The sequence below is a fragment of the Mesorhizobium sp. WSM4820 genome, from assembly GCF_055811075.1.
Genome location: NZ_JBVVQN010000011.1, coordinates 64,859 through 90,726, shown reverse-complemented (window position 1 = coordinate 90,726; position 25,868 = coordinate 64,859). Strand labels below are relative to the sequence as shown.

General features: G+C 63.2%; 31 protein-coding genes. 15 read left to right on the top strand and 16 right to left on the bottom strand.

Translation table 11 applies throughout. The features are described from left to right. Positions 1 to 15 precede the first annotated feature (15 nt). From AC0L2R_RS18880 to sppA, 5 genes are all read right to left on the bottom strand, one after another. Positions 16 to 501 carry a DUF1772 domain-containing protein gene (locus tag AC0L2R_RS18880; protein ID WP_473510754.1) on the bottom strand — a complete coding sequence of 162 codons (486 nt, stop codon included), beginning with the start codon at positions 499 to 501 and terminating at the stop codon, positions 16 to 18. 141 nt (positions 502 to 642) lie between these two features. Beyond that, entirely contained in the window at positions 643 to 1,626 is a 984-nt protein-coding gene (gene lhpI / locus AC0L2R_RS18875) for a bifunctional Delta(1)-pyrroline-2-carboxylate/Delta(1)-piperideine-2-carboxylate reductase (protein ID WP_473510753.1), read from the bottom strand. Positions 1,627 to 1,760: 134 nt separating this feature from the next. Beyond that, complete coding sequence (locus AC0L2R_RS18870) at positions 1,761 to 2,093, bottom strand: DUF1049 domain-containing protein (RefSeq protein WP_473510752.1); 333 nt, start codon at positions 2,091 to 2,093, stop codon at positions 1,761 to 1,763. An 81-nt stretch (positions 2,094 to 2,174) separates the two neighbouring features. Further along, positions 2,175 to 2,459, bottom strand: a complete 285-nt coding sequence (locus AC0L2R_RS18865) for an integration host factor subunit beta (protein WP_023797441.1) — start codon at positions 2,457 to 2,459, stop codon at positions 2,175 to 2,177. Between the two features lie 69 nt (positions 2,460 to 2,528). Continuing rightward, positions 2,529 to 3,482 carry a signal peptide peptidase SppA gene (gene sppA, locus AC0L2R_RS18860; RefSeq protein WP_473510750.1) on the bottom strand — a complete coding sequence of 318 codons (954 nt, stop codon included), beginning with the start codon at positions 3,480 to 3,482 and terminating at the stop codon, positions 2,529 to 2,531. A gap of 321 nt (positions 3,483 to 3,803) precedes the next feature. Here sppA and lptC point away from each other — a divergent pair, with 321 nt between their 5' ends. The 6 genes from lptC (at position 3,804) to ptsN (ending at position 9,098) form a co-directional block, all read left to right on the top strand. Then, a complete protein-coding gene (gene lptC / locus AC0L2R_RS18855) occupies positions 3,804 to 4,517 on the top strand; it encodes an LPS export ABC transporter periplasmic protein LptC (RefSeq protein WP_473510749.1) in 714 nt (237 codons plus the stop codon). Further along, a complete protein-coding gene (locus tag AC0L2R_RS18850) occupies positions 4,504 to 5,118 on the top strand; it encodes an LptA/OstA family protein (RefSeq protein WP_023797444.1) in 615 nt (204 codons plus the stop codon). Before lptC ends, AC0L2R_RS18850 begins: the two co-directional genes overlap by 14 nt. Continuing rightward, a complete protein-coding gene (lptB, locus tag AC0L2R_RS18845; RefSeq protein WP_287230420.1) occupies positions 5,118 to 5,936 on the top strand; it encodes an LPS export ABC transporter ATP-binding protein in 819 nt (272 codons plus the stop codon). The genes AC0L2R_RS18850 and lptB overlap by 1 nt, the downstream gene beginning before the upstream one ends. 187 nt (positions 5,937 to 6,123) lie before the next feature. Further along, on the top strand, positions 6,124 to 7,650 hold the full coding sequence (rpoN, locus tag AC0L2R_RS18840) for an RNA polymerase factor sigma-54 (protein ID WP_023797446.1): 1,527 nt from the start codon (positions 6,124 to 6,126) through the stop codon (positions 7,648 to 7,650). Between the two features lie 269 nt (positions 7,651 to 7,919). Then, the gene (gene hpf / locus AC0L2R_RS18835; protein ID WP_287141153.1) at positions 7,920 to 8,504 is read left to right on the top strand and encodes a ribosome hibernation-promoting factor, HPF/YfiA family; all 585 of its coding nucleotides are present in this window, start codon (positions 7,920 to 7,922) and stop codon (positions 8,502 to 8,504) included. 129 nt (positions 8,505 to 8,633) lie between these two features. After that, the gene (ptsN, locus tag AC0L2R_RS18830) at positions 8,634 to 9,098 is read left to right on the top strand and encodes a PTS IIA-like nitrogen regulatory protein PtsN (RefSeq protein WP_023797448.1); all 465 of its coding nucleotides are present in this window, start codon (positions 8,634 to 8,636) and stop codon (positions 9,096 to 9,098) included. Between the two features lie 91 nt (positions 9,099 to 9,189). On the opposite strand, the gene AC0L2R_RS18825 is transcribed toward ptsN, so the two are convergent. Continuing rightward, positions 9,190 to 9,447, bottom strand: a complete 258-nt coding sequence (locus AC0L2R_RS18825; protein ID WP_023797449.1) for a BQ00720 family protein — start codon at positions 9,445 to 9,447, stop codon at positions 9,190 to 9,192. A 63-nt stretch (positions 9,448 to 9,510) separates the two neighbouring features. Next, a complete protein-coding gene (locus AC0L2R_RS18820) occupies positions 9,511 to 9,936 on the bottom strand; it encodes an Hsp20 family protein (RefSeq protein WP_023797450.1) in 426 nt (141 codons plus the stop codon). A 142-nt stretch (positions 9,937 to 10,078) separates the two neighbouring features. Between AC0L2R_RS18820 and AC0L2R_RS18815 the strand changes: the two genes are divergently transcribed. Further along, complete coding sequence (locus tag AC0L2R_RS18815; RefSeq protein ID WP_091595580.1) at positions 10,079 to 11,020, top strand: nucleoside hydrolase; 942 nt, start codon at positions 10,079 to 10,081, stop codon at positions 11,018 to 11,020. A gap of 240 nt (positions 11,021 to 11,260) precedes the next feature. Here AC0L2R_RS18815 and AC0L2R_RS18810 read toward each other — a convergent pair whose 3' ends face one another. From AC0L2R_RS18810 to AC0L2R_RS18790, 5 genes are all read right to left on the bottom strand, one after another. Beyond that, the gene (locus tag AC0L2R_RS18810) at positions 11,261 to 11,875 is read right to left on the bottom strand and encodes a LysE family translocator (protein WP_023797453.1); all 615 of its coding nucleotides are present in this window, start codon (positions 11,873 to 11,875) and stop codon (positions 11,261 to 11,263) included. Positions 11,876 to 11,984: 109 nt separating this feature from the next. Then, positions 11,985 to 13,433 carry an amidase gene (locus tag AC0L2R_RS18805; RefSeq protein WP_473510747.1) on the bottom strand — a complete coding sequence of 483 codons (1,449 nt, stop codon included), beginning with the start codon at positions 13,431 to 13,433 and terminating at the stop codon, positions 11,985 to 11,987. Between the two features lie 5 nt (positions 13,434 to 13,438). Next, positions 13,439 to 14,350, bottom strand: a complete 912-nt coding sequence (locus tag AC0L2R_RS18800) for a ribokinase (protein WP_473510746.1) — start codon at positions 14,348 to 14,350, stop codon at positions 13,439 to 13,441. 146 nt (positions 14,351 to 14,496) lie between these two features. After that, positions 14,497 to 15,375: a methylated-DNA--[protein]-cysteine S-methyltransferase gene (locus AC0L2R_RS18795; protein WP_473510744.1), complete on the bottom strand. Its 879-nt coding sequence runs from the start codon at positions 15,373 to 15,375 to the stop codon at positions 14,497 to 14,499. A 237-nt stretch (positions 15,376 to 15,612) separates the two neighbouring features. Then, positions 15,613 to 16,107, bottom strand: a complete 495-nt coding sequence (locus AC0L2R_RS18790) for a DUF2244 domain-containing protein (protein WP_023797457.1) — start codon at positions 16,105 to 16,107, stop codon at positions 15,613 to 15,615. Between the two features lie 22 nt (positions 16,108 to 16,129). On the opposite strand from AC0L2R_RS18790, the gene nth reads away from it, so the two are divergent. Then, on the top strand, positions 16,130 to 16,933 hold the full coding sequence (nth, locus tag AC0L2R_RS18785) for an endonuclease III (protein ID WP_473510743.1): 804 nt from the start codon (positions 16,130 to 16,132) through the stop codon (positions 16,931 to 16,933). On the opposite strand, the gene AC0L2R_RS18780 is transcribed toward nth, so the two are convergent. Continuing rightward, positions 16,927 to 17,382, bottom strand: coding sequence for a DUF2214 family protein (locus AC0L2R_RS18780; protein WP_473510742.1), 456 nt, complete (start codon positions 17,380 to 17,382; stop codon positions 16,927 to 16,929). The two genes, nth and AC0L2R_RS18780, sit on opposite strands and share 7 nt — an antisense overlap. A gap of 139 nt (positions 17,383 to 17,521) precedes the next feature. Between AC0L2R_RS18780 and AC0L2R_RS18775 the strand changes: the two genes are divergently transcribed. Both AC0L2R_RS18775 and AC0L2R_RS18770 read left to right on the top strand, forming a co-directional pair. Beyond that, entirely contained in the window at positions 17,522 to 17,752 is a 231-nt protein-coding gene (locus AC0L2R_RS18775; protein ID WP_128247363.1) for a YdeI/OmpD-associated family protein, read from the top strand. Positions 17,753 to 17,953: 201 nt separating this feature from the next. Then, on the top strand, positions 17,954 to 18,493 hold the full coding sequence (locus AC0L2R_RS18770; RefSeq protein WP_287222289.1) for a GNAT family N-acetyltransferase: 540 nt from the start codon (positions 17,954 to 17,956) through the stop codon (positions 18,491 to 18,493). Positions 18,494 to 18,538: 45 nt separating this feature from the next. Here the strand turns inward: AC0L2R_RS18770 and AC0L2R_RS18765 are convergent, their stop codons facing one another. Next, on the bottom strand, positions 18,539 to 19,324 hold the full coding sequence (locus AC0L2R_RS18765; RefSeq protein ID WP_473510741.1) for an IclR family transcriptional regulator: 786 nt from the start codon (positions 19,322 to 19,324) through the stop codon (positions 18,539 to 18,541). A gap of 192 nt (positions 19,325 to 19,516) precedes the next feature. Between AC0L2R_RS18765 and AC0L2R_RS18760 the strand changes: the two genes are divergently transcribed. The 5 genes from AC0L2R_RS18760 (at position 19,517) to AC0L2R_RS18740 (ending at position 24,753) form a co-directional block, all read left to right on the top strand. Continuing rightward, complete coding sequence (locus AC0L2R_RS18760; protein ID WP_091595596.1) at positions 19,517 to 20,494, top strand: Bug family tripartite tricarboxylate transporter substrate binding protein; 978 nt, start codon at positions 19,517 to 19,519, stop codon at positions 20,492 to 20,494. 129 nt (positions 20,495 to 20,623) lie between these two features. Continuing rightward, positions 20,624 to 21,160, top strand: a complete 537-nt coding sequence (locus AC0L2R_RS18755; RefSeq protein WP_473510740.1) for a tripartite tricarboxylate transporter TctB family protein — start codon at positions 20,624 to 20,626, stop codon at positions 21,158 to 21,160. A 4-nt stretch (positions 21,161 to 21,164) separates the two neighbouring features. After that, complete coding sequence (locus AC0L2R_RS18750) at positions 21,165 to 22,688, top strand: tripartite tricarboxylate transporter permease (RefSeq protein WP_091595598.1); 1,524 nt, start codon at positions 21,165 to 21,167, stop codon at positions 22,686 to 22,688. Positions 22,689 to 22,703: 15 nt separating this feature from the next. Further along, a complete protein-coding gene (locus AC0L2R_RS18745) occupies positions 22,704 to 23,888 on the top strand; it encodes a CaiB/BaiF CoA transferase family protein (protein ID WP_473510738.1) in 1,185 nt (394 codons plus the stop codon). A 13-nt stretch (positions 23,889 to 23,901) separates the two neighbouring features. Next, the gene (locus AC0L2R_RS18740; RefSeq protein ID WP_473510736.1) at positions 23,902 to 24,753 is read left to right on the top strand and encodes a citryl-CoA lyase; all 852 of its coding nucleotides are present in this window, start codon (positions 23,902 to 23,904) and stop codon (positions 24,751 to 24,753) included. Here AC0L2R_RS18740 and AC0L2R_RS18735 read toward each other — a convergent pair. Both AC0L2R_RS18735 and AC0L2R_RS18730 read right to left on the bottom strand, forming a co-directional pair. Next, positions 24,729 to 25,238: an NUDIX hydrolase gene (locus AC0L2R_RS18735; RefSeq protein WP_128247369.1), complete on the bottom strand. Its 510-nt coding sequence runs from the start codon at positions 25,236 to 25,238 to the stop codon at positions 24,729 to 24,731. The genes AC0L2R_RS18740 and AC0L2R_RS18735 overlap by 25 nt on opposite strands. Before the next feature lie 129 nt (positions 25,239 to 25,367). Further along, a complete protein-coding gene (locus AC0L2R_RS18730; protein WP_473510735.1) occupies positions 25,368 to 25,634 on the bottom strand; it encodes a hypothetical protein in 267 nt (88 codons plus the stop codon). Between the last annotated feature and the right edge of the window lie 234 nt (positions 25,635 to 25,868).

Genomic DNA, 25,868 nt, shown 5'->3' with positions numbered 1-25,868 from the left:
ACATTTCCGAACCGGTCAGCCGCGCTTGATGAAGAGCAGGGCGGCAACCAGCGATACGAAACCGACGGCCTTGAAGCCGGCGACGATCATATGGCCTGTTTCCCAGCGCAGCCGGATCGCTTCGAAATTCTCCGGAATCGGGCCAGGCACCCAAGTGGCCAGAATATCGTTCGCCGGCTTGACGAGAGCAAACCACATCGCAAGAGACACCGCATAGATCACGGCAGCGGCCAACGCATACCAGAACGCTGGACGGTCATTGCGCAGCATCCAAGCGAGCAGTCCCGGACAGCCGATCGCGGCCAGGTCCAGTGGCGCGCCAATGACGGCAAACAGCTGGAACTGGGCGTTGAAGACAGTCGTCTCGCGCCAGAGAGAAGGCGACCATTTCGTCAGCCGAGGAGCTGATTCCAGGACATGGGCGAAGGATGGTCCAAGGCTGAGCGCCGCGACAACGGCGGCCAAGATGGACCAGAACAACAGGAACCCGCGTATCTCCATAACGCCCGAACAACGGGGTGACGCCGGAGACGTTCCGAAGGGAAGGGAGTAAGGCAGTAGGTGAGTAAGTGAATAGGGAAAGCATGGCTTGCACGAAGCCGCTCGATTTGTACGGCTCCCCTACTGCCTACTGCCTACTGCCTACTGCCTACTGCCTACTACCCTACTCCGCGCCTTGTACACCGCAATGCCGGCGGCGAGGTCTTCGAGGGCTGCGCCGACCGATTTGAACAGCGTGATCTCACCGGGGCTCTGCCGGCCCTTCTTCTGGTCGCGTGCCAATTCATGCAGGTCGGCGACGATGGCTTGCGCCTCCAGCACGCCCGAGGCCAGCGGCTGGACGATGTCGCCCGCTTCCTTGGTGGCGCCGGCCCGGGTGTCGACGTAGACGCGGGCGCGCGCAATCGCATCGTCGTCGCTTTCGCGCATGGCCGGCGTGAAGCCGCCGACCAGATCGACATGGGTCCCCGGCTTCAACAGCGCGCCCTTGATCAGCGGCGTGGTCGTGATCGTCGCCGACGAAACGATGTCGGCCTGGCCGAGTTCGGCGTCGAGATCGCTCGCGGCGGTGGCCGCAAAGCCCTCGGCGCGCAATTCCGCCGCAACCTTTTCGGCATTGGCCGGCGTGCGGTTCCAGATGCGGATGACGGTGATCGGCCGCACCGCGCAATGCGCCCTGGCGAGGAACGGCGACAGCGCGCCGGCGCCGACCACCAGCAGCCGCGAAGCGTCCTCGCGGGCCAGATAGGAGGCTGCCAGCGCCGAGGCGCAGGCCGTGCGCCACTGCGTCAGCCGCTGGCCGTCGATCATGGCTTCAGGCTCGCCGGTCGCACCGTCGAGCAGGAGGTAAAGCCCCATCACAGCGGGTTTGCCCACGGCGTTGTTGTCGGGCGACACGGTGACGATCTTGACGCCGATATGGCCGCCTGCCGACGAGCCGGCGGCATTGAAGTCGGTCCAGGCCGGCATCAGGAGCAGGGTCGAGGCCGCGCCGTCGGGCCGTTCGACCGTATGGTGGTGCCTGACCGGCTGTACCGCGCCATCGCGAAAAGCCGCGCGCAGCGTTTCGACCAGGCCGGGAAAGGTCAGCGCCTGATCGACCTCGGCCGCCGAAATGCTCAACATAGGAAACTCCGTCGAGAGAAATACGCCTGACGCATGACCGCGAAATCAGAAGCGATTTTCTGCAAAGATCATGCGCAATCAAAAATGGTACAGCGTCCTTTGCGCGCCCAAAAAGGACGCGCGGCGGTTCCGGCTCAGCCCGTCGGCTTCGGCAAGGAGGGGCCTTGTTGCGCGGCCGGTGCCCGGCTGACCGCCTGGCGCAAGTTCTCGGCCTCGACGCCGCGCTGGCGCGCCAGCTTGCGATAGCGGCCCTGCTTGATCCAGGTCGCCAGGCTGCCGACGATCATGCCTATGGCGATGGCCACGAACAGGAAGATGAAAAGCGGCAGCGTCATCGTCAGCGCCGGATTGCCGGGGTTGAATGGGTCCAGGGTGAAGGCAACCGGATCGCGGTTGGCCACCGCCAGCGCAATCAGAATGACGGCCAGCGGCACGAAGACCACGATGAGCATGAAACGATTGAACATAGAATTTCCTGTCGAAGGCGGGCTCTACCAAAGGCCGGGCCTCCTGAAAAGGCCGGCATGGCGCATGAGCCCGCGCGGCGCTTATTTGCCGCTGTTCAGCCTTTCACGCAATTCCTTGCCGGTCTTGAAGAACGGCACCCATTTCTCCTCGACCTCGACGGATTCGCCGGTACGCGGATTGCGGCCGGTGCGGGCGGGGCGGTTTTTCACCGAGAAAGCGCCGAAACCGCGCAGCTCGACCCGGTTGCCTTCGGCGAGCGCGTCGGTGATCTCGTCGAAAATCGCGCCGACAATGTTTTCGACGTCACGCAGGAAAAGGTGCGGGTTGCGTGTGGCGATGATCTGCACAAGTTCGGATTTGATCATGAGAAGGCTCCCCGTGAAAACACTGCGGTCAAATTATGAGGATGATTTTATTTGCTTTTTTCACTCGTCTCAAGGGTGCCAGACGGAAACCAGACCGTCAAGAAACAAGCGATCGGCACCAAGTTCGTGAATGATGTCGCCGCCATAGTCGGGCAGGCCGAGCGCACTGCCGATGGTTCGTGCCATTGCCTTCGAGAACAGGAAGCCGCCGCTTTCCGCGTGTTTCCACTCCACCACCTTGAGCTTGGCGTCGATGCCCTTGGTTGCGAGCCAGTCGATCGCTTCGGTCTCGCCGCCGACCGCGTCGACCAATTTGTTGGCAACGGCCTGCCGGCCGGTGAAGATCGATCCGTCGGCCAGCGCCAGCGCCTCCGGTTTGGTCATCTTGCGGCGTTCGGCGACGATGCCGACGAACCAGTCGTAGCTGTCGAGGATGAGCTTGCGGACCATGGTGCGCTCGTCGTCATTGGTCGGCTTGAAAGGCGATGGCGAAGCTTTCAACGGCGAGGATTTCACTTCCTCGAGCTTGACGCCGAGTTTGTTCATAAGGCCGCTGACGTCCGGATACTGGATCAGCACGCCTATCGAGCCGACAATCGACGATTTGCGCGCGACGATATGATCGGTCGCGGTAGCGATCATATAGCCCGCCGATGCGGCCAGCGTGCCGACCTGGGCCACCACCGGCTTTTCGGCGGCCAGCTTGCGCACTGCCTCGTAGATCGATTCGCCGCCGACGGTGGTGCCGCCAGGTGAATCGATCGACAGGATTACAGCTTTCACCCTCGAGGATTGACGGATGGCATCCAGTTGCTTGATCAGGTCGTCGTCTTCGGTGATGGTGCCCTCGATCTTGACCTTGGCGATATGGTCGATCGCCGCGCCAGTGAAGTCATCGCCGTAAATCCAGGTCGAAAAGGCAATCAGCCCGGCTGCTGCGACAACAAGCGCTGCAACGCGCCAGAATGTCAGCTTGCGGCGCAAGCGGCGGCGGTCGATCAGGTCGTCGGCTCTCAATACCATGGTCAGCCTCATAGTCGGTGGGAGCAGATGCTTTTAAAGCAACCGCCCGCGCCCGGCTACCGATTCCTGACGAGCTTGCGCCAAAGACAAGGTCTCGACGTTGGCGAGACGGCGTTTCGAGAGAACATAAAAGACCAATCCACAGCCCCTAACGCTGTCGGCCCGTATCTGGTATGACGTGCAAGTTGTGCCGGTTTCATTTTCGTTTGTGCAACAGCAACCGTCACACTTTTGCGGTTTTCCTCCGCTTGTGCTTGCTTGAGGGCGCCGGCATCCCACCTATAGGGGTGCTTGGCGGCAGGGGTTTAGAAGAAAGCAGTTATGTTAGCGCGACCGATCGAACCGACCAACACCGAGACGGAGTTGGCTTCCCCGGACGTAGGCCCGGCGCGAGTCGACGCCTTCGGCATCGCCCAGCGCCATTCGCGCCGCGTGCGTATCTTGAAGCTGGCGGTGCCGCTGGCCGCTGCCGCGATCGCGGTCGCCGTCCCGGTCTATTCCTATCTCGTGGCACCTGGCTCAATCCAGGTCCAGGCCGACGCCAGCGCGTTCGCCAATGGCAAGCTGGTGATGGCCAACCCCAAGCTCAACGGGTTCACCAAGCAGAAACTGCCCTATTCCATGACGGCTTTGCGCGCCATACAGGACGTGAGCCAGCAAGGCATCATCAATCTGGAAAGCATCGACGCCAAGCTGCCGATATCAACCGACAATGTGGCGGCCATCAATGCCCCGCACGGTAGCTTCAATCGCGATGGCAACACCATGAGCCTGACCAGCGATGTCACCATAACCACCACAGATGGCCTGGCGGCAAAGTTCAAATCGGTCTTCCTCGACATGGGCAAAGGCACTATGAAGACGAACGATCCGGTCGACGTCAGCCGTGGCGGGTCGCGGATTACCGCGGATTCAATGTCTGTCCAGGACAACGGCAAGATCGTGGTTTTCGAGAACAGAGTGCGTGTCAACATCGATCCCGCCAGCTTGAAGGCGGCAGAGGCAATGAGCGGAGAATCCAATGCGGTTCAGTAGTTCGACACGGCTCGTGGCCGCGGCTTCGGCGTTGCCGGCCGTAGGGCTGGCCGCCCTGGGGCTGGCTTTGGCGGCGGCGCCGGCTCTGGCGCAGTCCAGGACCACCAGCCAGCTGTCGGGCCTCAAACTGTCCGGCGACAAGCCCATCCAGATCGAAAGCGACAAGCTCGAGGTCCGCCAGGCGGACAGCGTCGCGGTGTTCACAGGCAATGTAAACGTCGTCCAGGGTCCGACCTTGCTCAAGGCCGGCAAGATGACGGTCTATTACGTCAAGGACCCGGACGCTGCCGCCAAGGGTGAGCAGGCCTCGGGTGCCGCGATGACCGGCTCGGCCGACATCGACCGTCTGGAGGTCGCCAACAAGGTCTATATCAAATCGGACGACCAGGTCGCCACGGGCGACAGCGGCACCTTCGACATGAAGACGGAAGTGCTGGTGCTTTCAGGCAGCAAAGTCGTGCTCTCGCAAGGCGACAATGTACTGGTCGGCTGCAAGCTGACCGTGCAGATGAAGAGCGGTCTGGCCCAGGTCGACCCCTGCGGCGGTGGACGCGTCATGATGTCGATCACGCCGCCGAAGTCGGGAGCGGCGAACCCCTGATGGTCGACGTAGCATCGCTGTTGGCGCGTCTTCCAGGACGCGCCGCCAGCAAACTTGCGGCACCGGCCGCAATTAGCCTCGATCAGGTAAAATTCAAGGGAACCCTGATCGCCAAAGGGCTGACCAAAAGCTACAAGGGCCGCAAAGTCGTCAGTGGCGTGACGATCGGCGTGCGCGCCGGTGAGGCGGTCGGGCTGCTCGGCCCCAACGGCGCCGGCAAGACCACCTGCTTCTACATGGTCACCGGCCTGGTGCCGGTCGACGAAGGCACGATCGAAATCGACGGCTTCGATGTCACCTCTATGCCGATGTACCGCCGCGCCCGCCTTGGCATCGGCTACCTTCCGCAGGAGGCGTCGATCTTTCGCGGCTTGAGCGTCGAGCAAAACATCCGTGCCGTGCTCGAAGTGGTCGAGAAGAGCCGCAAGGAGCGCGAACGCATTCTCGACGAACTGCTCGAGGAGTTTCACATCAGCCATCTGCGCAAGGCCCCGTCGCTGTCGCTTTCCGGCGGCGAGCGGCGGCGCCTTGAAATCGCGCGCGCCCTGGCGACCCGCCCCGCATACATGCTGCTCGACGAGCCTTTCGCCGGCATCGATCCGATCGCCGTCGCCGACATCCAGCAACTCGTGCGCCATCTGACGGCGCGCGGCATCGGCGTGCTCATCACCGATCACAATGTCCGCGAGACGCTCGGCCTGATCGACCGCGCCTACATCATCCATGCCGGCCAGGTGTTGACCCATGGCCGGGCCGACGAAGTGGTTGCAAACCCGGATGTGCGGCGGCTTTATCTCGGTGAGGGGTTTACACTCTAAGCGTGAAAATTTCTGTCCGGACGCGGTTTTTGACGCGAGACAGAGCTTTTTCTTCGATTTCTCGTCGGAATACGCACGGACAGGCGAGTTTTGTTCGCCGTCGCCTTGACAAGCAAAAGCCGGGCCAGTTTCTATGCCGAACTCCTTCCGGCAGTCCGATGCGTAGACAGGGCGTTTGAACCGAACCATGGCGTTGGCGGCAAAACTACAGCTACGACAGTCCCAGTCGCTGGTGATGACGCCGCAACTCATGCAGTCGATACGGCTGCTGCAGTTCACCCACATCGAGCTGGAACGCTTCATCGACGACGAGATCGAGCGCAATCCTTTGCTCGAGCGCGCCGAGCCGCAAGACGATGCCGTCAGCGACCAGGCGCAGAAGATCGATGCCGCGCCGGAAACGGCCACCGCCGGCGACTGGTTCGAGAAGGAAACGGCGTGGAGCGCCGAAGCGATCTCGGAAAAGCTCGATACTTCGCTGGAAAACCTGTTTCCCGACGACCCCGGCACCAGCGAGCGGCTCGGTCCCGACCTGACGGCCCAGTGGAAATCGGCATCCGGCAACGGTTCTGCATCCTCTTCCGACGGTTTTGACGTCGGAGACATGGCGGCCGGAGCCATCACGCTGCGCGAGCATGTCGCCGAGCAGGTCGCGCTTGCTTTCGCCGACCCGGCAGCACGCCTGATCGCCAGCGAACTGGCCGATGGCCTCGACGAGGCCGGCTACATGCGCGCCGACATGGCTGAGATCGCCACCCGTCTCGGCACCGACAGAGCGGCGGTGGCAAATGCGCTCGCGGTCTGCCAGACATTCGAGCCCACCGGCCTCTTTGCCCGCGACCTTGCCGAATGCCTGTCGCTGCAGCTTGCGGTCCGCGACCGTCTCGACCCTGCGATGAAGGCTTTGATTGCCAATCTCGAACTCCTGGCCCGGCGCGATTTCCAGACCCTGAAACGGATTTGTGGGGTCGATGAGGAGGATCTGCTCGACATGCTGGCCGAGATACGTGCGCTCGATCCGCGCCCGGGGATGGCGTTTTCGGGCGGCGCCAGCGACGCGATCATCGCCGATGTCGAAGTGCGTGCGGCCAATGACGGGAGCTGGGTGATCGAACTCAACCCCGAAACGCTGCCGCGCGTGCTGGTCGACCATATCTATTTCGCTCGGGTTTCGCCGCATGCGAAAAATCAGACGGAAAAGGATTTCCTGGCGGAGTGCCTGCAAAACGCCAATTGGCTGACGCGCAGCCTCGATCAGCGGGCGAAGACTATCCTCAAGGTTGCCTCAGAAATCGTGCGCCAGCAGGACGCCTTCCTCGTCCATGGCGTGCGTCACCTGAGGCCGCTCAACCTGCGCACGGTGGCCGACGCCATCGGCATGCACGAATCGACCGTCAGCCGGGTCACCGCCAACAAATACATGCTGACGCCGCGCGGCGTGTTCGAACTGCGCTATTTCTTCACCGCCTCGATCGCTTCGTCGGGTGGCGGTGACGCGCATTCGTCTGAAGCGGTGCGCGACCGCATCAAGCAGTTGATCGACGAGGAGAAACCTGCCGACGTGCTTTCCGACGACGCGATTGTGGATATGTTGCGGGAAAGCGGCGTCGATATCGCCAGGCGCACGGTCGCCAAGTATCGGGAGGGCATGAATATTCCCTCGTCGGTGCAGCGGCGGCGTGAAAAACGCGCTTTGGCCAGCGCCGGACGTTGATCTCCGACTGAATTTTCGACAGCTTTCGCACTTCATTGACAAGCCGCAATGAAGTGGCTAGAAGCCCGCCCGCATGGGACGGGCTACTGCCCGCATGCGGATGGTCCGTCACGACGTTGGCCACGGGACGGTCAAGAAGGCGGCTTGTGATCAATCGGAAAAGTTCGGATTTAAAATCGGCGCAAGTGACGCCGCAAAGCTTGTGCGCTCAGACCACGGGTATAAACTCGGGACAGTTTGAAGCCTGAGCAAGGAAGGTCAGTATTCAGATGACGCTGCGCATATCAGGAAAACACATGGATATCGGCGATGCGTTCCGTACGCGCATCAACGACCGTGTCGGAGAGGTGATCGGGAAATATTTCGATCGGGGCTTTTCAGGGCAAATTGTAGTCGTCAAATCGGGATCGCGCTACACGGCCGATTGCATGATCCGGCTGGATTCCGGCGCTTCGCTGCAGGCGACCGGTGAAGCGCAGGACCCGACGCTCGCTTTCGAGGCGGCGGCGGATCGCTTCGAGACCCGGCTTCGCCGCTACAAGCGTCGGCTGAAGTCGCATAATTCAGGCAACGCCAATGGCGAACCCACCGACGTCGCCTATACGGTGATGGCGCCGCTTGCCGACGATGACGAGGAAATGCCGGAGAATTTCGCGCCAGCCATCGTCGCCGAATCAACCATGACGCTACGGACCATGTCGGTGGCGTCAGCGGTGATCGAACTCGACACCAAGGACAGCCCGGTCCTCGTCTTCCGCAACGCCGGAAACGAGCATCTCAATATCGTCTATCGTCGGCCGGACGGAAACATCGGCTGGATCGACCCGTCTACGACCAAGGTCGCGCAGGGCTAACGGCCAAGGCCGCACTGGGCTGACGGCCAAGGCCGCAGCGGGCTGACGGCCAAGGCCGCACTGGGATAAGGCACCAGCCGCACGCGAGAGTGAGGGCTGGCGACGGCAGGCGAACAAGGGATTTCAAGTATGGACCTGAGCGATCTTATCAACGTTCCGGCAATCTTGCCGGCGTTGAAGGCGAACTCCAAGAAGCAACTGCTGCAAATGCTGTCCGAAAGGGCGGCGGCAATTGCCGGCATTCCGGAACGGGAGGTGTTCGACACCATCCTGCAGCGTGAACGGCTGGGCTCGACCGGTGTCGGCAACGGCATTGCCATTCCGCATGGCAAGCTGGCCGGGGTGAAGCGGATCGCCGGGGTTTTCGCCCGGCTGGAGACGCCGGTCGATTTCGAGGCGCTGGACGACCAGCCGGTCGATCTGGTGTTCCTGCTTTTGGCGCCCGAAGGCGCCGGCGCCGACCATCTCAAGGCGCTGTCGCGCATTGCGCGGGTGCTGCGCGACGCCGACACGGTGGCCAAGATCAGGGGCACCCGCGACGCCGCCGCGATCCATGCGCTTTTATCGGATACACAAGCCTCGCATGCGGCCTGAGTTTTTTCGATCAGTTCGGTTAAAGGGCCGCCGCGAGCGGCCCTGTCCGTTCTAACCAGATCGCTGCGCCGTCTTGTTAGTGGATGGCGACTTAGTGGATCGCGACGGGGGTCAGGTCGTTTTCCAGGGCGCCGGCCAGCGCCCGCTCGCGAGCGTCGGAAAGCAGGATCGGCTGGCCGTTGGCGGCAAACAGGGCCCACAGTTCCAGCCCGGGCGCGATTTCGCCGAGGCCCGGGAAACGGCCGCGAAGATCGTCGCTCGAGATTTTCCTGAGATAGGCGACCGAGCCTTCGCCGAGATGGGCGAACTCGCCGCTGGTCATGATAAGGTTTTCGTCAGTTCTGGTCATTTAAGCCTCCGTGCAGCGAGGACCCCGTTCAAGGCCGCCTCGCATGAGAGCAATCGGTAAAAATCAGTCTTTCACCGATATGTTTATTTTCCGTACCAGCCGTTCGGACTCGGGCCGATCGAGATCGATCGACAAAAGACCGTTCTTCAGCTCCGCCGCGATCACCCGCATGCCGTCGGCCAGCACGAAACAGCGCTGGAACTGGCGCGCGGCAATGCCGCGGTGCAGAAATTCGCGCTCGGTGTCATCGTTCTGACGGCCGCGCACGACCAACTGGTTCTCCTCCGTGGTCACATCGAGATCGTTTTCGGCGAAACCGGCGACAGCGAGTGTGATACGCAGCCTTTCGGCCTTGCCGTCGGCACCGCTGAGGCGCTCGATGTTGTAGGGAGGGTAGCTGTCACCCGACTTCGCCAGACGCTCCAGGGTCTTTTCCATGGCGTCGAAACCCAGGAGAAGCGGGCTGGAAAAAGGCGTCATTCGGCTCATGTTACACTGTCCTCTCAAGAGCGACATAAACTGGAAAAACCCGTATGGCATTTTTCCCGATGGTCTTGATATGGTCCGCCCGGCGGTCGAGTTCAAGCCGTCAAAATCCCCGCCCAAAAAGACTCCCTAAAAAGGAATTGAAATGCCCCAATCCCGCAAGATCATCATCGACACGGATCCCGGCCAGGATGATGCCGTCGCCATATTGCTGGCGCTCGGCAGCGCCGAGCTGGAGATCGTCGGCATGACCGCCGTCGCCGGCAACGTGCCGCTGAGGCTCACCGAAAAGAATGCACGCAAGATCTGCGAACTGGCCGGCCGGCCTGACATCAAGGTCTATGCCGGCGCCATCCGGCCGCTGGCGCGCGAACTGGTCACCGCCGAGGAGGTGCATGGCGAGACCGGTCTCAACGGTCCGCAATTGCCCGAACCGACCATGGAGCTGCAGGCCCAGTACGCGGTCGATTTCATCGTCGAGACGCTGATGAAGGAAGAGAGCGGCACGATCACCCTGTGCGCACTCGGCCCGCTCACCAACATAGCGCTGGCGCTGATCCGCGAGCCGAAGATCGCGCCGCGCATCAAGGAAATCGTGCTGATGGGCGGCGGCTTCTTCGAAGGCGGCAACGTCACCCCGACCTCCGAATTCAACATCTATGTCGACCCGCATGCCGCCGATGTCGTATTCAAATCCGGCATTCCGATCGTCATGATGCCGCTCGACGTCACCCACAAGGCGCTGACCACGGCCAAGCGCACCCAAGCCTACCGCAAGCTCGGCACCAGGGTCGGCACGGCCACGGCGGAGATGCTGGAATTCTTCGAACGATTCGACGAAGCGAAATACGGCACCGACGGCGGTCCGCTGCATGACCCTTGCGTCATCGCCTATCTGTTGAAACCCGAGCTGTTCAGGGGCCGCAACTGCAACGTCGCTGTGGAAACCGCCTCGGAACTCACCATGGGCATGACCGTGATCGACTGGTGGGGCGTGACCAAACGGCCGAGCAACGCCATGGTGATGCGCGACATCGACCACGATGCGTTGTTCGCGCTGCTGCTGGAAAGGCTGGGCCGGCTTTAGGGCTGCTTCCCTCTCCCCTTGTGGGGCCTTGTGGCCCGAAGGGCGGGCGAGGCCCGTGACTCGCCCCGGGCGGGGGACCTGCGTGCAGCGCCGAGACGGTTGAGGGTGTTGGCCGGAGCGCTGTTGGTGCCAAGCTGGAACACCCCTCATCCGGCCGCGGAGCCTGTCCTCGGGCTTGCCGGAGGCAAGACCCGTGGGCGGCCACCTTCTCCCACGAGGGGAGAAGGAAAAGAGTGCCGCTCACTTCGCTTTTGAAAATGCCAGCCACAGGCCGCCGCCGACCAGAAAGCTGCCGCTTATCCGCGACAGCAGCTTGACGCGGCCGGCCGAAAGCAGGCGTCCGGCGCGGCCGGCGGCCAGCGCGTAGGTCGAATCCGATACGGCGGCAAAGATCATGGCGGTGAGACCCATCACCCCGATCTGCAACCCATGGTTGCCGTCAGGGGCGATGAACTGCGGAAAGAAGGCGCCGAAGAACACCAGCGTCTTGGGATTGCTGATCGCCACCAGCAGGCCCTGCAGGAAGAAGCCGCCGCGCGGTGTCTTTGCCGATCCGTCGGCGTTCAGCTTGCCCTTGGAGCGGAACATCTGCACACCCATCCAGATCAGATAGGCGGCACCGATCAGCCTGACCCATTCGAACCAATGGCCCATTCCCGCGATCAGCGAGGTCAATCCGATGCCGACAATGGCGATCATGATCGCCAGTCCGGCCTGTGTGCCGGCGACGTTGGCGAGGCCGGCGCGAGAGCCATGGCGGATGCTGTTGGCGATGATCAGCGTGACCGTCGGTCCGGGTACCAGGATGATGACAAGGCAGGCGACGAGATAGGTGGCATAGAGTTCCAGCGACATGGTTTCCTCAACAGTATGCGGCTTTGCAACACGGCTGACCGCGATCAATGCATGACAGTAACGCGGGTGCAAGCCGGCAAGAGATGTCGCTGGCAACCTTGACCTGGATTTAGGCTCCAGCCAGCCACGGCAGCGTCGTCTCGTAGGCTGCCGCCGCTTTCAGCACGGCCATGTCGCCGCGCGGCCGCCCGATCAATTGCATGCCCATCGGCCTGCCGCTGCCATCGAAGCCGGCCGGCACGTTGACCGCCGGGCAGCCGCCCAGCGTGGCGAGCGCTGACACCTGCATCCAGCGGTGATAGCTGTCCATGGCACGCCCGGCCACTTGGGTCGGCCAGTGGGTGAGCACATCGAAGGGAAAAACCTGGGCGGTTGGCAGCGCGATCAGGTCGAAGCGGTCGAAGTGTGACAGCAACGTTCGATGCCACGACGAGCGCCTCACCGTGGCGGCGTGGATCTGCGGCGCCGTGAGTTGCAGCGCCTGTTCCACCTCCCACACGGCCTCCGGCTTCAGAAGAGCGCGTTTCAAGGGATCGTCGTAATGCGCCTTGAGCGCACAACCGCTGCTCGCCTGGCGCAGCGTCACGAAGGCCTGCCACAGCGCTTCGAAATCGACATCCGGCACCAGCGCTTCGGTCTGAAAGGATGCCGCGGCGAACCGGCCGAGAGCGGCCTCGCAAAGACTAAGGATGCCGGGTTCGACCGGCAGATGACCACCGAGATCGCCGAGCCAGGCGATGCGGCCGCCGGCCGCCGGCGTTTGCAGCCCCTGCAGGAAGCAGCCCTGTTTGTGATGCGAGAGCGGCGCGCGAGGGTCGTAGCCAGCCTGCTCGTCGAGCAGCAACGCCATGTCGCGCACGCTGCGGCCCATCGGTCCTTCGACGCCCATCTGTGCGTGGAAGACGTCAAGCTCGGGGCCGGCCGGGACAAGCCCCTGCGACGGACGGAAGCCATAGACGTTGTTGTAGGCGGCCGGGTTGCGCAGCGAGCCGCCGAAGTCGCTGCCGTCGGCGACAGGCACCATGTCGAGCGCCAGTGCGACCGCCGCGCCGCCGCTCGAGCCGCCGGCGGTCAAGGCCGGGTCGAAAGCATTGAGTGTCGGGCCGAACACCGTGTTGTAGGTATTGGAGCCCAGGCCGAATTCGGGAACGTTAGTCTTGCCGATGATGATGGCGCCGGCCTTGCGGATGCGCTCGACGAAATAATCGTCTTCCTGCGGCACGAAATCGGCAAAGATCGGCGAGCCGAAGCTGGTCCTGAGGCCCTTGGTCTGCGCGAGATCCTTGATGGCGATCGGCAGGCCGAACAGCGGTCCGGCATGCCCAGCATGCGCCAGATGGGCGTCCGCCCTGTCGGCCTCGCGCAAGATGTCGGCACGGTCGCGCAGCGAGACGATGGCATTGACCAGCGGGTTTACGGCGTCGATCCGGTCGAGGAATGCCGTCACCACCTCGCGCACCGACAACCGCCTGCGCCGGATCGCCTCGGCAAGATCCATGGCGGACAGGCGGCAGATATCGCCGGCAGGCGGCACGGCGTGTTTTGTGGCCGGACGCATGGCTCTCACCTAGCTGGCGTGTCTTGGAGCGCCGCCTCGACGTCCTTCGCCAGCGGGATTGCCGGCTGGGCGCCGGGCTTCAGGCAAGCGAGCGAACCAGCGGCTGCAGCACGGGCGAGCGCCTGGTCGAGCGGCAGGCCCGATGACAGCCCGGCGGCGAAATAGCCGCAGAACGTGTCGCCGGCGCCGACCGTATCGACCGGAGTGACGTTCAACGCCGGAACCATCAGGAGATCGGCTGGCGTGGCGGCCAGAACGCCCTCACCGCCGAGCGTGACGACGATTGTGCGACCGGTCGTCCCCGCGAAATCGCGCATCCGCGCCGGGCGATCGCGGCCGCTCAGCGACAGCGCCTCGCCATAGAGGTCGAATTCGGTTTCGTTGGCGACGACATAGTCGGCCTTGCCGAGGAAGGCGGCCGCCTCTGCGCGGAACGGTGCCGTGTTGAGCACGGTAACCGCGCCTGCCGCCCGTGCTGCGTCCAGTGCTGCATCGACAGTCTGCAGCGGGATTTCCTGCTGCAGGAGCACGACATCGCCCTTCTTCATGAAAGCCTTGGAGAGGTCGCCTGTGACGACCGAATCATTGGCGCCCGGCACCACGGCAATGACATTCTCGCCGTCGTCGGCGACCATGATCAAGGCCGTGCCGGTCGAGGCGAAGGTTTCACCGACACCGGACAGGTCGATCTTGCCGTCCCGCAACAGCGCCAGCGCTTCGGTGGCGAAATTGTCCTTGCCGACCGCGCCGACCATGCGCACCTTGGCGCCGGCACGCGCGGCGGCCAGCGCCTGGTTGGCGCCCTTGCCGCCGGGTGCGGTGGCGAAACCGGAGCCACGGACCGTCTCGCCCGGTGCGGGCAAGCGGTCGACATTGGCGATAAGGTCGAGGTTGATCGAGCCGACAACGATTATCAAGTGGTGCCTCCCTGCTGACTGCGGGAAGCTACTCCGTAAGGCCGCCGCTTGCCAGACCGCGCGATCCAATCGCGTCAGGTTTGAACGCGCTTCTCAGCGCAACTCCAGGCGTCGGCGGTGCCGACATCGACAATTGGCGCGCGATTTCAGGATCCGACCTGTCCCGCTTCCCAGCCAAGGATGGCGCGTTTGCGCGTCAGGCCCCAGTGGTAGCCTGTGAGCGCGCCGGACTTGCCGAGAGCCCGGTGGCACGGCACCACGAAGGACATCGGATTGGCGCCAACCGCGGCACCCACCGCCCGGCTGGCGCTCGGTGCGCCGATGCCGGCGGCGATCGAGGAATAGGTGCAGGCCTTGCCCATCGGGATGCGCAGCAGGGCCTCCCAGACGCGGACCTGGAAGTCGGTGCCGATCAAGACGACGCGCAGCGGCTGGTCGGCGCGCCACAGTGCCGGGTCGAAGATGCGCGCCGCATAGGGCGCCGTCGCGGCCATGTCCTCGATATAGTTTGCGTTCGGCCAGCGGCCGGACATGTCGGCAAAGGCTGCGCGCTCGTCGCCGGCATCGCTGAAGGCGAGGCCGGCAAGCCCACGATCTGTGACCATGATCAGGGCGATGCCGAAAGGCGAGATATGATAGCCGTAGCGGATCGTCAGCCCGGCGCCGCGCGTCTTGTAGTCGCCCGGCGACATCGCTTCATGGGTGACGAAAAGGTCGTGCAACCGGCCGGGGCCCGACATGCCGACCTCGAAAGAAGCCTCGAGCAGCGGCATGCCGGAATCGAGCAGTTTGCGCGCGTGGTCGAGCGTGACCGCCTGCAGAAACGCCTTGGGCGACAGGCCGGCCCAGCGGGTGAAGAGCTTCTGCAACCCGGTCGGCGTCTCGCCGACCTCCTCCGCCAATATCTCGAGCGACGGCTGGTCACGATAGTCAAGGCTGATCTTCTCGATCGCGCGCCGAACAACTTCGTAGTCACCGCCTTCGGGTGTGATGTCTTTCTTCAGAATAGCTGTCTGTGCGTTCATCGGGCCATCTCCTTGATCGTGAATATCGTCCTTCGCGGCTCCGATCACCACCCGAAACTTGCCTTCTCGTCATGTGCATCCAGATAGATCTGGCTTCGGAGGAAGGAGCCGACGAGGGCTGACAAAAAGGTGCATTCCAGCAGGGAGAAGTAGACGCTGCCGATTACCGTTCTTCGCCGATTGCCGGTTTATGAGGCACTGCAGAACCGGTTCGCGAACGAGGCGGTTCGCTCACATTCAGCGCGCTTTCGCGGTCGCCAGGGCGCGCGAAAAGGCTGACGCAAAGCTCTCGCGGTCATCGGGATTGAGGAAGCCGCCGATCGGCACATTCTGGCCTTGTGCTTCCACCGCCATCCTGGTGATGCCGATTTCGGCGTGGCGGGCGACCGAAAAACGCGCCCAGAACGGATTGAAGCGATGGGCTTCCGATTTGCCCGATGGCGCGGTCTTGCGGATGTCGAGGCTGGTGCGCGAGACCGACACCTCCTCACGGGCGCGGGCGGCACGATAATTGGCGCGAAAGGCGATGTAGACGGCGATGACGTCGAGACCCAGGAAGCCGAACACCGGCCAGGCGCCGCGCGACAGGAAAAACGCTCCGGTGACCAACGAGCCGAACAGCAGAGCGCCCATCAGGATGGCAAAGCCGGTTTTGCCCAGCGACCGATGCGGTATCAGCAACGCCTGGAAGAATGGCTCGTCGGCCTGATATGAGGCGTTTGTGTCGCTCATGCCGGGATATTATAGGAAGGGGATGACGAGCCCCAAGTCCAAAAAATCCTCTACACCCAAAAATGAATTGCTCCCCGGCCGACGCGACGGCGCGAACGCCAAACCGCGTGCCCGGCCGGTGCGGTCCGATTCGCGCTACAGCCCGGCCGAAGTGCACGAGATTTTCCGACGCTTTTCCGTTCAGCGGCCCGAGCCGAAGGGCGAACTCGAACACATCAACGCCTTCACGCTGCTGGTGGCGGTGGTGCTTTCGGCACAGGCGACCGATGTCGGCGTTAACAAGGCAACGCGGGCGCTGTTCAAGGTCGCCGACACGCCGCAAAAGATGCTGGCTCTCGGCGAAGCCAAGGTCGGCGACTATATCCGCACCGTTGGGCTCTGGCGCAACAAGGCCAAGAACGTCATCGCGCTGTCGGAGGCGCTGATCCGCGATCATGGTGGCGAAGTGCCCGACGACCGCGATCAATTGGTCAAGCTGCCGGGCGTCGGGCGCAAGACCGCCAATGTCGTGCTCAACATGGCCTTCGGCCAGCACACCATGGCGGTCGACACGCATATCTTTCGCATCGGCAACCGGCTGCGGCTGGCGCCCGGCAAGACGCCGGAACAGGTCGAGCAGGGGCTGTTGAGGATCATTCCGGACGAATACATGCGCCATGCGCATCACTGGCTGATCCTGCATGGCCGCTATGTCTGCAAGGCGCGCAAACCGGATTGCCCGGTCTGTGTCATCGCCGACATCTGCAAGGCCGAGGAGAAGACGAATGATGTTCCGGCGCCGCTGATCGAAATTGCGCCGCTCGAACCCGTAGGTGAAATTCAGTAGCCGTAGCCGCGCGCCATCGCCGCGGCGAAGACCGGGATCAGCAGGAAGATCAAGGCTTCGGCGCGGACATAAGTTCGAACGGATGCAAGTTGTGCCGCCGGCACTTGAAAGCCGGGGCTGGCCGAGGCCTGCCTGCTCCAGGACGCAAAGCGGACAGTCGGGATGATCGACAGCAGCCCGACGGTGACGAAGGCCACCATCTTTGCCCAGAATACCCAGTTGTAGACGTAGAATTCCCAACCTTTCAGGCCGTAGATGACGCGTCCGATACCGACAACGATGATCAGCATGGCGATGATGCCGTAATGGCGATCGATGCCGACTAGCCGCCGAAGCGTCGCCGCGGGCAGATCGCCGCGGATCAGGACAAATTCGGCGCCGATGATGCCGGCCAGTGAAAACACCAGCAGATGATGAAAGATGGCAAGCAGAAGATCGGTGGTATCCATGCCCTTTTCCCTCCGTCGGACGGCACAGCGACGCTGAATCAGTTCATGCGAAGGGTAGCATCGTTCGGCAAGATTCCCATGCCGGAGCTGGAGTTCGCGACTACGTTGACGCCAAATCCTGACAGCCTAAATTTTGACCATGACCAGACTGAAACGCGCCTTGAACCCAATGCCGGACGACATCCGAACCGCTTTGACAAAGCAGGGTTTGATGGCGGCCTATGATGACAGACCGGATTATCAGAAGAACGACTATCTCGGCTGGATCGCTCGTGCCAAACGCCCCGAGACAAGACACAAGCGGCTCGACCAGATGCTGGACGAATTGAAGCGTGGCGGCGTCTACATGAACATGCCGTGGCGCGGCTGAAATCGCGCTTGTCAGGTCACAGTTTCCCGCGGTCGAAGCGCCTCGACCTCGTTTCTCGCGCTGGAAGATGATCTGCGCTGTCCTGGCTCTTGTTGGACATTTGGGCGACATGCATGAGGCACCGGCAAAGAAACACTTCGAATTTGCGCATGATCGTTTCGGAGGCGGTTTTTCGGCGATCATGCGTGGCGAGGCAGAGTTATGGGAAATCCAGGAGCAGCCAGTGCACCGGTCATCGAGACGAAGCGAACCATCTTGCGGCCACACCAGCTCGATGATTTCGATGCCTATGTCGCCATGTGGGCCGATCCGGACGTCACCCGCTTCATCGGCGGCAAGCCGCGCACGCGCGAGGAAAGCTGGATGCGCTTCCTGCGTCATGCCGGCCTGTGGTCGCTGCTGGGCTACGGCTTCTGGGCGATCGAGGACAAGGCATCCGGCCGCTTCATCGGCGAGGCCGGTTTCCACGATCTGAAGCGCGACATGGTGCCGTCGATCGAAGGCGTTCCGGAAGCCGGTTGGGCGCTGGCCCCGGGCGCACATGGCCAAGGGTTCGCCAGCGAAGTCGTCGGACGGGCTCTCGCCTGGGGCGACGAGGCATTCGGGCGTGCAAGGACTGTCTGCATCATCGATCCGGAAAACTCCGCTTCGCTGAGCGTCGCGGCCAAATGCGGCTACAGCGAAGTGTTGCGGACCACCTATCACGACAATGCGACGATCCTGCTGGAACGGCAGCCCTAGCGGTTGCGGCCTGGCATCCTGTGGTTCTGGTCGAATCGAGGCTTTCTACGCCTGCCGCTTCAGCACCGGGCCTTCCGCTTCGGCCTTTAGGGCCGCCTGTTCGAGCATCGAGGCGTCTTCGCCGAAAGCGCGGGTGGCGCGCGCGGCCGCCTCGATCAGCGGATTTTTCATGCGCTGCAGAAAGGCCGCGTCGACGCGCGTGCTCGGGCCGGACAGCGTCAACGCACCGAGCAGGATTTGCCCCGGCCCGAACACTGGTGCCGAGACGCCCGCCGTCTCGGGGTCGCGATCGCCGACCGACAAACAATGGTAGGTTTTGCGGATCGTCTCGTATGGTTCGCCCTGCTGACCGGAAAACGCCGCAAGCACGCGGCCGCCTGTGCCGGCCAGCAGGGGCAGCACGTCGCCTTCCCGGATGGTGTAGCGGATGGGATGCTTGGACTCGACGCGGTAAAGACAGGTGCGCACGTCGCCCGAACGGACATAGAAGGCGACGCTTTCCCAGCTTCGCTCGGCTAGATCGCGCATGATCGGTAGCAGGATGTCGATCGCCACCACCGAACGCTGGTATAGGGCGCCCAGCCGAAAGGTGGCAGGGCCGACACGGTAGCGGCCGTCGTCGAGACGCTCCAGCAATTGCCCGCGCAGCAACGAGTTCGCCAGCCTCAGGATCGTGCTCTTGTAGAGGCCGGTGCGCGCCGCGATTTCGGCCAGGCTGAGCGACTGCTCGGCAGCAGCGAAAGCGTCGAGGATGGCGATCGCACGATCGAGCGCGGCAACGCCGTTGGTCGACGCAGGCTTGGATTGTGTTACGGTTGTCCGCTTGACCACGTCGTTCCGTTCCCAGTTGGACAGAAGGGCCGATCGGAACAATTGTGCCGCATCCGGACAGTTCTGTCCAGCAGAATGCCATTCCGGTTGACAGAACGATGCAAAGACTGCATGAATTTTTGTCGAGCGGGTCTGAATTCAGGCTACGTTGCTGGCAGGCACCGGAGGAGGTGTCGTGATTGGAGGAACCCCATGCTGAACAGACGCAGATTTTTAACGAGCACCGCCGCTGCCGGCGCCGCCGGTTTCGCAGCGTTGCATCTCTCGCCCGCTTTCGCGCAGGACGCACCGCAGATCCAGATCTTTGTGCCGGCAGCGCCGGGCGGCGGCTGGGACCAGACGGCGCGCACGATGGACCAGGTGCTGCGCAGTGAGAAGCTGATCTCCGGTTCGCAGATCACCAATGTCGGCGGCGCCGGCGGCACAGTCGGCCTGCCGCAATTCATCAGCCAGTGGAACGGCAAGGGCAATTCGCTGATGGTTGCCGGCATGGTCATGGTTGGCGCCATCATCGCCAACAAATCGGCCAATAATCTCACCGAGGTCACGCCGATCGCCCGCCTCACCGGCGAATTCGAGGCGCTGGTGGTGCCGGCGGCTTCGCCGTTCAAGACAGCAGCGGATTTCGTCGCCGCCCTCAAGGCCGATCCGACCAAAGTGCCGGTGGCTGGCGGTTCGGCCGGCGGCTCGGACCACATATTGTTCGGCCTTATCGCCAAGACGGCCGGTGTTCCGGCAGCCAACCTCTCCTACGTGCCGTTCGCCGGCGGCGGCGAGGCATTGTCGGCGCTTCTCGGCAACCAGGTCGCGGCCGGCATCTCCGGCTACGGCGAGTTCTCCGAACAGGTCAAGGCAGGCGCGCTTCGGCTGCTTGCCATTTCCGCGGACAAGCGCCAGGAAGGCATCGACGCACCGACGATGAAGGAAGCCGGCATCGATGTTGAACTGTTCAACTGGCGCGGCGTCTTCGCACCGCCGGGCGTTTCCGACGCCGACAAGGCGGCGATGATCACGCTGGTCGAGACGATGGCCAAAAGCGAAGCCTGGGCCACCGAATGCAAAAACCGCAACTGGACGCAGATCCTGCTCACCGGCGACGACTACGCGAAATTTCTCACCGAAGACACGGCTCGGATCGCAGCCATCCTCAAGGACCTCGGCCTTGCCTGATGTTCCCGGAGAGGGGCGGTCCGCACTGCCCCTTTCCGATGTTCGCCAGCCGCATGGACATACGATCCGGCGCGAGTGAAACTGCGATGAGGTCGGCCGTGGGAGACCGGCTATCCAGGGAGGACGATCATGAGCACCAGCGACCAGCAGGCGGCGCGGCCGCGCCTTGCCGTGCCCGAATTGCTGATCGGCATCGGGCTTCTTGCCTGCGCCTGCGCAGTGGCCTGGCAGACGCTGTCGATTCCGGTGTCGCCGCTCTACTCCAAGGTCGGCCCGACCGTCTTCCCCTACATCACCATGGTCGGCATGACGGTCCTTTCCCTGCTGCTGATCGTCGCCGCTCTGCGGGGCGGCTGGCAGCCGGAGGAAGAAAAGGAAACCCCGACCGACTGGAAGGCGATGGGCATCGTCGCCGTCGGACTGGTCGCGAATCTTGTTCTGATCCAGCCGCTTGGCTTCACCGCAGCCTCGGTGATCATGTTCGTTCTCATCTGCCACGGATTCGGCAGCAGACATCCGCTGCGTGACGTGCTGCTTGGCCTGATCCTGGCGCTTGCCGCCTATTTCGGCTTCGCCAGGGCGCTCGGCGTCAACATCGGCGCCGGCTTCATCGAGAACCAGCTGAACACGGGCCTCGATTCCATTATCCGTATGTTGAGAGGCTGAAGCCATGGAAACGCTTGGCCATCTCGCGCACGGATTTTCGGTCGCCTTTACGCCGGTCAATCTCATGTGGTGCCTGCTCGGCACGACACTGGGGACAGCGATCGGCGTGCTGCCAGGCCTCGGACCTGCGCTGACCATCGCCCTGCTTTTGCCGATCACCTACCAGGTGGCGCCGGAAGCGTCCTTCATCCTGTTTGCCGGCATCTATTACGGCGCCATGTATGGCGGTTCGACGACATCGATCCTGCTCAACACGCCGGGTGAAAGCGCGACCATCGTCACTGCGTTGGAAGGCAACAGGATGGCCCGTTCCGGCCGCGGCGGCGCGGCACTTGCCACTTCGGCGATCGGCTCCTTTGTCGCCGGCACGCTAGGCACGCTGGGGGTCGCCTTCCTGGCCCCGGTCGTCGTCAAATTCGCGCTGTCCTTCGGCCCGGCCGAATATTTCTCGCTGATGGTGCTGGCCTTCATCACGGTTTCGGCGGTGCTCGGCTCGTCGTCGGTTCGTGGCCTGACCAGCCTGTTCATCGGCTTCGTCATCGGCATGATCGGCGTCGACCTGCAGACCGGGCAACCGCGCTTCACCTTCGGCATGAGCCAATTGCTCGATGGCGTCGACGTGATCGTCGTCGCCGTCGGCCTCTTTGCGGTCGGCGAGACGTTCTACATGGCCTCGCGCCGCTATGCCGGCAAGGACGAGATCGTGCCGCTGAAGGGCTCGCTCTACATGACGGCGGCCGAATGGGCACGCTCGTGGAAGGCTTGGCTGCGCGGCGCCCTGCTCGGCTTCCCGATCGGCGCGCTGCCGGCCGGCGGCGCCGAAATCCCGACCTTTCTGTCCTATGCAATCGAGAAAAAGCTCTCCAAACACAAGGAGGAGTTCGGCACGGTCGGCGCCATCGAAGGCGTTGCCGGGCCGGAAGCCGCCAACAACGCATCGGCCGCCGGCGTGCTGGTGCCGATGCTGACGCTTGGGTTGCCGACCTCGGCGACGGCCGCGATCATGCTGTCGGCCTTCCAAAGCTATGGCATCAATCCCGGGCCGATGCTGTTCATGACGCAGGCCAATCTGGTCTGGGGGCTGATCGCCAGCCTGTTCATCGCCAACATCATTCTCGTCATCCTCAACCTGCCGCTGATCGGATTGTGGGTGCGGCTGCTGAAAATCCCGGCGCCGCAGCTCTATGCCGGCATCCTGGTGTTCGCCACGGTCGGCACCTACGGTATTTCTCAGTCGCCGACCGACCTCGTCATCCTCTATCTGCTCGGCGGGGCCGGGTTCCTGATGCGGCGCTTCGATTTCCCAACGGCGCCGGTCATCATCGGCATGATCCTCTGGCCGCTCGCCGAAACGCAGTTCCGCCGCGCGATGACCATCTCGAACGGCGACTGGTCGGTGTTCTACAAACATCCGCTATCGCTGACACTGCTGACGCTGGCGTTCATCGGGCTGATCGGGCCGCATGTCTACGCTTACATCGAACGCCGCCGCATGCGTGGACCGGAACACGTGCCGGGCGATGCCTAACCTGTTTGTGACATCATGACCGATCTGCTGTCCGGCATCCGCGTCCTCGACCTGACCAATGTTCTGGCTGGCCCCTACTGTGCCTATCAGCTGGCGCTGCTCGGGGCCGATGTGATCAAGGTCGAGGCGCCGCAAGGCGGCGATCTGGCGCGCCAGCTCGGCGGCTCGCCGGAACTCAACAGCACCGGCATGGGCGCTTCATTCCTGGCGCAGAACGCCGGCAAACGATCGGTGGTGCTCGATCTCAAGAAAGAGGCCGATCGCGAACGCTTCCTCGATCTGGTCGCCTCCGCCGACGCGCTGGTCGAGAATTTCCGCCCCGGCGTGATGGATCGGCTGGGGCTCGGCTATGCCAGGCTGAAAGAGGTCCGCCCCAGTCTTGTCTATTGCGCGATTTCGGGCTTCGGCCAGACCGGGCCGATGCGCGACAATCCGGCCTACGACCAGATCATCCAGGGTCTTTCGGGCATCATGAGCATCACCGGCACAGCGCAGACCGCGCCGCTGCGTGTCGGATACCCCGTCGCCGACACGCTGGGTGGGCTGGTCGGGGCGTTCGCCATCACGGCGGCACTTGTGAAGCAGAAGACGACAGGCGAGGGCGCTTTCCTCGACGTGTCGATGCTAGAATGCACGCTTTCCGCGCTGGGCTGGCCGGTCTCCAACTATCTGACGGCAGGCGTCGAGCCGCAGCCGATGGGCAACGAGAACATGACGGCGGCACCTTCCGGCACGTTTCGCACCGGCGACGGTCTGCTCAACATCGCCGCCAACAAGCAGGAGCAGTTCGTCACGCTCTGCCGGCTGGTCGGGCTGCCGGAGCTGGCGTCGGACCCGCGCTTTGCCGAGCGCGAGACGCGCAAGCGCAATCGCATCGCCTTGAAGGCACTGATCGAGGATGCCCTGGCGAACAGCTCGGCCGCGGCCTGGGAGGAGACGCTCAATCGCGCAGGCGTGCCGGCGGGCAGGGTGCTGACGATCCCGCAGGTGCTGGCCGAGCAGCAAGTGATCGAGCGCGAGATGACCGCCCGTTTCGATAGCATGCCGAACATCGACCGGCCGCTGACCGTCGTGCGCGGCGGGTTCATGGTCGATGGCGAAGCACCGTTGCCGACCAAGCCGCCGCCGGCGCTGGGCGAGCACATGGACGAGGTGTTTGCCAGTCTGCCGCCGCGCGTCAAGAAAAGGGCGCAGGCATGAGCGACGCGAGAACATGAGCAACGTTGAGAAAAAAACCGGCCGCGAGCGCGGTGAGGAATGGTGGCAGACCGATATCATCGAAATGCGCCCTGGCGTGATCCGGCTGCGTGGCTATGAGATCCAGGACCTGATCGGCCGCGTCAGCTTTCCGGCGATGATCTGGCTGATGCTGCGCGGCGAACTGCCTGGCGAGGAGCAGGCGGCGCTGCTCGGTATCGCGCTGGGGGCGGCCGTCGACCACGGGCCGCAGGCGCCGTCGATCGCCATTGCCCGCATGGCGGCCACCTGCGGCGTCGGCATCAACAGCGCCATGGCTTCAGCCATCAATGTGCTTGGCGACGTGCATGGCGGCGCCGGCGAGCAGACGCTTGCCTTCTACGGCGACATCGCCGCGGCACTGGACGCAGGCGTGACGCTTGCCGATGCCGTCGCGTCGCGGCTCGATCGCTTCTTCGCCGAGGAAAAATCCTATGTGCCGGGGCTCGGCCATCGCTTCCACCCGGTCGATCCGCGGGCGCCGCGTCTCATTGAGCTGACCCGCGATTTTGCCGCGCGCGGCGTCGTCAGCGGACGTTTCGCCGACATCGCCGAGGCTGTCGAGGCCGAGGTCGCGCGGCGCAAGGGCAAGAAGATCCCGCTCAACATCGACGGCGCCACCGCCGTCATCTATGGCGAGCTCGGCTTTCCGCCGCCGCTGACACGTGGCCTTTTCGTGCTGTCGCGCTCGGTCGGCATCTTGGCGCATGCGTGGGAACAGTCGCAACAGAGCGACCGCAACAAAGGACCACTGCCGCGCGAATGGTTGTGGGCCTATACCGGCACGCCGGTGCGGTCTTTCCCTCAGGGAGAGGACGACGCCAAATGAGACCTTGGTTCAAGTTCGCCAGCGGGCGCTGGCTGGGGAATTTTCAAGTTCTTCAGCAGCGTTGAAAGTTCGGGCTCGTCGATAAGCACGGCTGCGTCTGCCGGCGCCAGCCATGCCCGCTGCCGCCTTTTGGCTTCCTGCCAGTTGGCCAGTTCCTCCGTCACCGCCAGCAGGTAGACGGTGACGTCGACGCGGACGAAGCGGTTCGTCAGCCGCTTCCAGTAGGAATAGGTGCCGGCCGGCTGCTTCAGCGTCTTGCCGAGGACGCCGGCTTCCTCCCGCGCTTCGATGGTGGCTGCCTTGCGCCCACTCTTGCCCTTCATCGGCCAGCCCTTGGGCACGATAAAGCGCCTTGTCGATATCGAGGTGACCAGCATCACCTCGACGCCGCCATGCCTGCCCAGCCGAAAGGGAATTGCCGCGACCTGGCGGATCCGCTCGCCCTTCCTCGCCTTGCGCACGACCTTCTTCTTGGTGGCTGCCATTGCCGACGATCCAATCAGGGCAGTGCCCAAGCGCAAAGGCACGTTGCGAAAATCAAAACTGCCTTTGATGCTACTTAAAGTAGAGCGGCGTTCAAGCATATCAGCTAAATAAATGAAAACGCCGGGCCATCAGCGGCAGACGCTGATGAAGCGGCTGCCCGATCGCCGCAACTGGCAAGTAGGCGCCATCTGCGGCACATCTGGCCGTTGCGGCACGACCACGCGATCCTGGGCACGGAACTGCTGTTGCTGCTGCTGAAATTGCTGCCGTCGCACCCTATTCTCCAGCATCTGCAATTCGCCTTGCAGGACCACCGTATTGCGATTGGCGGGAACGACGTTCTGCGCGGAGACAGACGCGCCCGACAGCATCGCTGTTGCCAGGGTTGCCGACATCAAGATCGTCGAAAGGCGAAGCGGCGACATCCATCCATTCCCTTACGAAATACATCTTGGGCCCGCACGAAACAGAACCCTGCGATTATATAGGGCGCTTGTCTTGATGATGCCATGGCTAAAGCCACGCCGGAGCGGAATTGGCGGGCTAGCCAGTCAGGGCGCAAAGCCCGTCGACCGATGTGTGCTGGCGAAGGGCACCAATACGAGGCCGACGACAAGAAGCTGGAGAGC